Origin of the sequence: Carnobacterium sp. AT7, assembly GCF_000171855.1 — a bacterium.
Taxonomy (GTDB): Bacteria; Bacillota; Bacilli; order Lactobacillales; family Carnobacteriaceae; genus Carnobacterium_B; species Carnobacterium_B jeotgali.
The window spans coordinates 88,416-95,491 of the sequence record NZ_ABHH01000006.1 but is presented as its reverse complement, the minus strand read 5'-3'; the positions used below and the strand labels follow the sequence as shown (position 1 = coordinate 95,491).

Annotated in this window: 10 protein-coding genes; all 10 read left to right on the top strand. The window is 38.6% G+C overall.

Going from position 1 to position 7,076, the window contains the following annotated elements; genetic code table 11:
* Positions 1-21 precede the first annotated feature (21 nt).
* Complete coding sequence (rpmJ, locus tag CAT7_RS12135) at positions 22-135, top strand: 50S ribosomal protein L36 (RefSeq protein ID WP_007722194.1); 114 nt, start codon at positions 22-24, stop codon at positions 133-135.
* 31 nt (positions 136-166) lie between these two features.
* A complete protein-coding gene (gene rpsM, locus CAT7_RS03945) occupies positions 167-532 on the top strand; it encodes a 30S ribosomal protein S13 (RefSeq protein WP_007722188.1) in 366 nt (121 codons plus the stop codon).
* A 23-nt stretch (positions 533-555) separates the two neighbouring features.
* Entirely contained in the window at positions 556-942 is a 387-nt protein-coding gene (rpsK, locus tag CAT7_RS03940) for a 30S ribosomal protein S11 (RefSeq protein WP_007722186.1), read from the top strand.
* A 73-nt stretch (positions 943-1,015) separates the two neighbouring features.
* A complete protein-coding gene (locus CAT7_RS03935; RefSeq protein WP_007722184.1) occupies positions 1,016-1,960 on the top strand; it encodes a DNA-directed RNA polymerase subunit alpha in 945 nt (314 codons plus the stop codon).
* 26 nt (positions 1,961-1,986) lie between these two features.
* Positions 1,987-2,367, top strand: a complete 381-nt coding sequence (rplQ, locus tag CAT7_RS03930; protein WP_007722182.1) for a 50S ribosomal protein L17 — start codon at positions 1,987-1,989, stop codon at positions 2,365-2,367.
* Between the two features lie 747 nt (positions 2,368-3,114).
* A complete protein-coding gene (locus CAT7_RS03925; protein ID WP_007722180.1) occupies positions 3,115-3,954 on the top strand; it encodes an energy-coupling factor ABC transporter ATP-binding protein in 840 nt (279 codons plus the stop codon).
* Complete coding sequence (locus CAT7_RS03920) at positions 3,930-4,820, top strand: energy-coupling factor ABC transporter ATP-binding protein (RefSeq protein WP_035019376.1); 891 nt, start codon at positions 3,930-3,932, stop codon at positions 4,818-4,820. Before CAT7_RS03925 ends, CAT7_RS03920 begins: the two co-directional genes overlap by 25 nt.
* Positions 4,817-5,614: an energy-coupling factor transporter transmembrane component T family protein gene (locus tag CAT7_RS03915; RefSeq protein WP_007722176.1), complete on the top strand. Its 798-nt coding sequence runs from the start codon at positions 4,817-4,819 to the stop codon at positions 5,612-5,614. Before CAT7_RS03920 ends, CAT7_RS03915 begins: the two co-directional genes overlap by 4 nt.
* Before the next feature lie 94 nt (positions 5,615-5,708).
* A complete protein-coding gene (truA, locus tag CAT7_RS03910) occupies positions 5,709-6,548 on the top strand; it encodes a tRNA pseudouridine(38-40) synthase TruA (RefSeq protein WP_007722175.1) in 840 nt (279 codons plus the stop codon).
* Positions 6,523-7,020 carry a GNAT family N-acetyltransferase gene (locus CAT7_RS03905; RefSeq protein WP_007722174.1) on the top strand — a complete coding sequence of 166 codons (498 nt, stop codon included), beginning with the start codon at positions 6,523-6,525 and terminating at the stop codon, positions 7,018-7,020. Before truA ends, CAT7_RS03905 begins: the two co-directional genes overlap by 26 nt.
* The last annotated feature ends 56 nt before the right edge of the window (positions 7,021-7,076 follow it).

Genomic DNA, 7,076 nt, shown 5'->3' with positions numbered 1-7,076 from the left:
ATAAAATAGGAGGTATAGTTCATGAAAGTAAGACCATCAGTAAAGAAAATTTGTGACAAATGCAAAGTTATCCGTCGTAAAGGACGTGTTATGGTGATTTGCGAAAACCCTAAACACAAACAACGTCAAGGATAATCATTAAAAAAAACAGGAGGTGTAATTGTTAATGGCTCGTATTGCAGGTGTAGATATTCCGCGTGACAAACGTGTAATAATCTCTTTAACTTATATATATGGAATCGGTAAAACAACAGCTCAAAAAGTCTTAAAAGATGCTGGCGTATCTGAAGAAATTCGTGTACGTGACTTGTCAAATGATCAATTAGACGCTATTCGTGCGACAATTGATACATTAAAAGTTGAAGGTGACCTTCGTCGTGAAGTAAGCCAAGACATCAAACGCTTAATTGAAATCGGATCATACCGAGGCATGCGCCATCGCCGTGGTTTACCAGTTCGTGGACAAAACACGAAAAACAACGCGCGTACTCGTAAAGGCCCAGCTAAATCAATTACAGGCAAGAAAAAATAAAACATTAGTAAGGAGGTAACCTCATGGCAAAAAAAGTTACACGTAAACGTCGTGTTAAAAAGAATGTAGAAAGCGGAGTTGCACATATTCGTTCTACTTTTAACAACACAATCGTAATGATTACAGATGTACATGGAAATGCGATTTCATGGTCTTCAGCCGGAGCTCTAGGATTCCGCGGATCAAAAAAATCTACTCCATTTGCAGCACAAATGGCAGCAGAAGCAGCTGCTAAAGTAAGTATGGAAAATGGAATGAAAACTGTAGAAGTTGCAGTTAAAGGACCAGGTTCTGGTCGTGAAGCAGCAATTCGTTCTTTACAAGCTACTGGTTTAGAAGTTACAGCAATTCGTGACGTAACTCCAATTCCTCATAATGGATGCCGCCCTCCAAAACGCCGTCGTGTTTAATTGAGAGCTGCTTCACTATGTAAGGTTGCACTCAGTAACATGAACTTAACGTTTTGAAAGGGGTATAGATAGAATGATCGAAATTGAGAAACCAAGAATTGAAACGATTGAGATCAGCGATGATGCCAAGTTTGGTAAATTCGTTGTAGAACCACTTGAACGTGGTTATGGTACAACGTTAGGTAATTCACTACGTCGTATTTTGTTGTCTTCTCTTCCAGGAGCAGCAGTAACTACTATTCAAATTGATGGTGTATTACATGAATTTTCAACTGTAGATGGTGTTGTTGAAGATGTAACATCAATCATTTTAAATATTAAAAAACTTGCTCTCAAGTTATATTCTGGTGAAGACAAGACGATTGAAATCGATGTTAAAGGTCCAGCTGTTGTTACAGCAGCCGATATCATTTATGATAGCGATGTTGAAATTTTAAATCCTGACTTGTACATTTGTACTGTTGCAGAAGGCGCACGTTTCCACGTACGCATGACAGCAAAATCAGGACGAGGATATGTAAGAGCTGAACACAATAAACAAGATGATATGCCAATTGGTGTATTGCCAATCGATTCAATTTACACCCCGGTCAGTCGTGTGAATTATCAAGTTGAGAATACTCGAGTGGGTCAGAAAAATATTTCTGATAAATTAACACTTGATGTTTGGGCTGATGGTTCAATTAGTCCAGAAGAAGCTGTAAGTTTAGCAGCTAAAATTCTTACAGAACATTTGAATGTCTTTGTAAATCTAACTGATGAAGCTCGTAAAGCTGAAATCATGGTAGAAAAAGAAGAAACTCATAAAGAAAAAATGCTTGAAATGACAATTGAAGAACTTGATTTATCTGTCCGTTCATACAACTGTTTGAAACGTGCCGGAATCAATTCTGTTCAAGAGTTAACAGATAAAACTGAAGCTGAAATGATTAAAGTACGTAATCTAGGACGTAAATCACTTGAAGAAGTGAAATTTAAGTTAGCTGAATTAGACTTAAACTTACGCCAAGATGACTAGTACTGTAACAAGGGAGGAAATGTACAATGGGTTACCGTAAATTAGGACGTACAAGTTCACAACGTAAAGCAATGCTACGCGACTTAACTTCTGATTTGATCATCAACGAACGTATCGTAACAACTGAAGCTCGCGCTAAAGAAGTCCGTAAAACGACTGAAAAAATGATAACTTTAGGTAAAAAAGGCGATTTACATGCACGTCGTCAAGCTGCAGAATTCGTACGCAATGAAGTCGCTTCTGTTAAAGAAGAAGGCGAAGATATCGTTGTTCAATCAGTTTTACAAAAATTATTTAGCGATGTTGCTCCACGTTACGCTGAGCGTCAAGGTGGATACACACGTATCATGAAAACTCAACCACGTCGCGGCGATGCTGCACCAATGGTTATTATTGAATTAGTTTAATTTTAAAGTGTCACTAAAATGACGAGTTGCCGCGTGTATTTAGTGCTTACAAAAAATTGTTTAAGTTCAATATGTTTCACTTTTTAGATGTATGCAAAGAGTGTTATGATGATGGGATCAATTCATATTGATTTCCAAGTCTAGCTCGAAACTTCTCCTGAACTGAGTTTGCTCATTCAGGAGAGGTAAATTCATCAAAAGAAAGTGATTTTTTTTGTCTTAAGAAAGGAAACAAGTAGGTGGGGGTGTCCATATATTTGTTTCCTTTTTTAATATAAAAAATCGGCTAAATGACTACCATATGGAAAATGCAAAGAGGACGATATCGTTTATTCAACTAGCACAAAGACAATATGCGAGCGCTGCAATCAAGTATATTGTACGTAAAGAGCGTTTGTTGACTATACGGGTAGGATAAAACTATCAATCAGGTAGGCAAGTGCTCTTTAAGAACGTTATGAGAAAAAATGATCTAACGTTGCGGTAGTTAAGAATTAATTATCTATTAAAGTTTAGAGTTTATGAAAACGAAAAATGTAAGGTTCTTTTAAAATATGTCAAGACACCTCCGAAAACAGAAGAAAAAGTGCTATACTATTACAGTAGTTTAGTGAAAGCTATTTAGGTGAGTCTGCGATTCTCAGATTGCAACCAATCTTATTTTTTGTTAGGCTTAATTAAATTTGTATTTAGAAAGCTGGAAAAGAAAAGACTCTTTTTTAGTATATAGAACGTGAGGAATGTTCAATGAAGAAAATAATAACATTAAAAAATATTTCTTATCAGTACCATGATACGGATGAAAGACCCGCATTGAAAAATGTCTCTCTTTCAATTGAAGAAGGCGAATGGATCGCTATTATTGGACACAATGGTTCTGGTAAATCGACTCTTGCAAAAACGATTAATGGGTTAGTTGCTCCTAGTCAAGGTGAAGTAACCGTGGGTGGGCTTATTTTAAGTGAGGAAAACATTTGGAACATCCGTGAGATGGTTGGAATGGTTTTTCAAAACCCAGATAATCAATTTGTAGGATCGACGGTGCAAGATGATGTTGCCTTTGGACTAGAAAACCAAGGTGTCCCTAGAGCGGATATGATCGAACGTGTCAAAAGTGCTATTACGCGCGTAAAGATGCAAGACTTTATGGAAAAAGAACCGGCTCGTTTGTCTGGTGGACAAAAGCAACGGGTAGCTATCGCAGGAGTTGTAGCGTTGCGCCCACGAATCATTATTTTAGATGAAGCAACTAGTATGCTTGATCCTCAAGGGCGACAAGAAGTTCTGGCAACGGTTAAGGAAATTAAAGAAAAAGCGAATTTAACGGTTATTTCGATTACACACGATATCGATGAAGCCGCAAATGCAAATCGTATTTTAGTGATGAAAAATGGCGAATTGGTGCAAGAAGGAACACCAGAAGAAATTTTTTCTTATGGAGACCAATTAGTAGAAATGGGTCTTGATTTACCATTTGCTGAGAAATTGAAAAGTGATTTGCGTGACCGTGGAATCGCTGTTCCAGCAGATTATTTGACTGAAGAAGGGATGGTGGAATGGCTATGGACATTACTTTCGAAAAAGTAGGCTATACCTACCAAAAAGGGACACCTTTCCAAAACCGAGCACTTTATGATATCGATTTACATATCAAAGAAGGCAGCTTTACGGCGTTAGTAGGTCATACGGGTAGTGGGAAATCAACTGTATTGCAACATCTGAATGCGCTGATGAAACCTAGTGAAGGTACGGTAACGATTGGAGACCGCGTCATTACATCACAATCCAATAATAAAAACTTGAAGAGTATCCGCAAAAAAGTCGGAATCGTCTTCCAATTTCCGGAATCACAGCTGTTTGAAGAATCGGTTGCTAAGGATATTGCTTTTGGACCGAAAAACTTTGGCGCGTCTGAAGAAGAAGGAATTGAGTTGGCTAAGCGTATGCTGCCTATTGTAGGTTTAGACGAATCCTACATGGAACGCTCACCCTTTGACCTGTCTGGTGGCCAAATGCGACGTGTGGCTATTGCTGGCGTTTTAGCGATGGAACCAGAAGTGTTGGTCTTAGATGAACCGACTGCTGGACTAGATCCGCAAGGTAGAAAAGAAATGATGGACATGTTCTATCAGTTATACCGCACGCAAGGACTGACAATCATCCTAGTGACGCATCAAATGGATGATGTAGCAAATTATGCTGATCATATGGTCGTGCTTGAAAAAGGTACTGTCATTAAAGAAGGTGCGCCTCAAGAGGTATTTAAAGACGCACCATGGCTTGAATCAAAACAATTAGGTGTTCCTGCCGCAGTTTCATTTGGCAGCCTCTTAAGCCAAAAAACAGGCCTTATCTTCAATGAATTGCCATTGACAACAGCTGATTTAGCAGATGAAATTGCTAAAGCTTTAAAACAACAACCAAATGAATTAAAAGTGGGTGATGACCAATGATGGATAAATTGATTTTTGGTCGTTACATCCCTGGAGATTCTTGGATTCATAAATTAGATCCACGAGCTAAATTACTTGGAACAGTTATTTTTATCGGTATTATTTTCTTAGCGAATAATTGGCTGACGTATCTTTTGTTATTAGCATTCGCGTTAACGGCGATTCGCCTATCTACGATTAAACTAAGTTTCTTTATCAATGGGGTCAAACCTTTGATTTGGCTGATACTCTTTACAGTGGTCTTGCAAGTGCTCTTTACAGGCGGAAGTACCGTGTACTTTGATTGGGGTCCAATCATTGTCTCTCAAGAAGGGCTGTTAAATGGAGTTTTCATTTTTTGTCGCTTTGTTTTAATCATTTTTATGTCGACACTGCTAACATTGACCACGATGCCGTTATCATTAACAGATGCGATTGAATACTTATTGCGTCCTTTGAAAGTTGTTAAAGTTCCAGTCTATGAAATTGCGTTGATGTTGTCGATTGCTTTGCGTTTTGTCCCAACATTGATGGATGAGACTGAAAAAATTATGAATGCTCAACGTGCTCGTGGGGTTGATTTTGGCGAAGGAAACATCTTTCAACAAATGAAATCTATCGTTCCCATCTTGATTCCATTATTTGTCAGCTCATTTAACCGTGCTGAAGAATTGGCTACGGCCATGGAAGCTAGAGGATATAAAGGCGGCGAAGGACGAACGAAATACCGTAAACTAGATTGGGTATCACGTGATACTATAGCGATGTTAGGGTACGCTGTATTGACCGTTGGATTAGTCGTATTAAGAAAGTAAAAAACACTCAAAGAACCTTTCTATTAAGATTGTGAAAGGTTCTTTGGCTTTTAGTTGATTGAGAATAGGTTATTTTTAAAGGAGTCGAACACCAATGGAATGGATACGTTATAAAATGATTATACAATACGATGGGACGCACTTTGCTGGGTTTCAAATCCAACCGAATGATCGTACCGTTCAAGGTGAAATTCAAAAAGCTTTGAAAATCATGACAAAAGGACTAGAGATTATTATTCATGGTTCTGGCCGGACTGATTCTGGCGTACATGCAAAAGGGCAAGTGATTCATTTTGACTACCCAATCTTGTTGCCTGTCGAAAACATGCAGCGAGCATTGAATAGTTTAACGACAGATGAGTTGTTTGTAGAAAAAGTAGCGATTGTGGATACGAATTTTCATGCACGGTACAACACATCCGGAAAGAAATACCAATACCGAGTGGATCTAAACGCGATTCCGAATCCTTTTAAACGGTTGTATACATTGCACCACCCTTATCCAATCGATATGGAGAAATTGCAAAATGCACTGAAAGATCTAGAAGGAGAACATGATTTTTCCAGCTTTTGTGCGAGCAACAGTGGCAGAGAAAATAAAGTACGCACCGTTTATGAAGCTAGTGTCGTAAAAGATATCTTCAACAATGAATTGATTTTTACGTTTAGTGGAAATGGCTTTTTGTATAATATGGTTCGTATATTCGTTGGCACGTTATTGCAAATTGCGAACGGGCTGCGTCCAGCAGATGAGATTAAACGACTATTGGCCGTCAAAGACCGCAATGAAGCAGGTCCTACAGCTAAACCTCAAGGATTGTATTTAATGGAAGTCTATTACAAACCCTCGATCGCTCAATCTGGGACAGACTATCAAGAAAGCAACAAACTGGGAGAGCAGGTGCAACATGAATTGGATCATACGGTTAAGTGAACGAAAGGATTACCCTCAATTGATGGCGATTGAAAATCAAATTTGGCATTTAGGCAATACGCCTCAGGTAACAACTTATGAAACAGTGGAAGATTACCAAAAACAGTACACTGAGGGTTCACAACTTGTCGCTAGAGCAGAAGAGAGCGGGGAAATTGCTGGTTTTCTAGGATTCCATAACCCTACAGGATTAACGACGCACCAAAAGACCTGGATCGTTGATGTCGGTGTTCATCCGGATGCTCAGGGTAAAGGGGTGGGAACAGCTTTGTTAACGGCTATCAAGCTCTTAGCCGCTGAACAGGGTATCCACAAATTATCGTTACGAGTCTTATCTACAAATCCCGCAGCTATTCAATTGTATCAAAAAAACGGCTTTGAAATAGAAGGTCGGTTGAAAGATGAGTTTTGGATGGATGCTCAGTTTGTTGATGATTTATTGATGGCTTACTTTGTTTCAAGAGTTGCATAACCCAGCAATGAAAATCCAAATCACGATTGATGAAAAAAATGGATTATTCATAAAAA

Excerpts from the sequence above, each read along its gene's own strand:
- rpmJ (WP_007722194.1), top strand. The coding sequence starts at position 22 with ATGAAAGTAAGACCATCAGTAAAGAAAATTTGTGACAAATGCAAAGTT.
- rpsM (WP_007722188.1), top strand. The coding sequence starts at position 167 with ATGGCTCGTATTGCAGGTGTAGATATTCCGCGTGACAAACGTGTAATA.
- rpsK (WP_007722186.1), top strand. The coding sequence starts at position 556 with ATGGCAAAAAAAGTTACACGTAAACGTCGTGTTAAAAAGAATGTAGAA.
- CAT7_RS03935 (WP_007722184.1), top strand. The coding sequence starts at position 1,016 with ATGATCGAAATTGAGAAACCAAGAATTGAAACGATTGAGATCAGCGAT.
- rplQ (WP_007722182.1), top strand. The coding sequence starts at position 1,987 with ATGGGTTACCGTAAATTAGGACGTACAAGTTCACAACGTAAAGCAATG.
- CAT7_RS03925 (WP_007722180.1), top strand. The coding sequence starts at position 3,115 with ATGAAGAAAATAATAACATTAAAAAATATTTCTTATCAGTACCATGAT.
- CAT7_RS03920 (WP_035019376.1), top strand. The coding sequence starts at position 3,930 with ATGGACATTACTTTCGAAAAAGTAGGCTATACCTACCAAAAAGGGACA.
- CAT7_RS03915 (WP_007722176.1), top strand. The coding sequence starts at position 4,817 with ATGATGGATAAATTGATTTTTGGTCGTTACATCCCTGGAGATTCTTGG.
- truA (WP_007722175.1), top strand. The coding sequence starts at position 5,709 with ATGGAATGGATACGTTATAAAATGATTATACAATACGATGGGACGCAC.
- CAT7_RS03905 (WP_007722174.1), top strand. The coding sequence starts at position 6,523 with ATGAATTGGATCATACGGTTAAGTGAACGAAAGGATTACCCTCAATTG.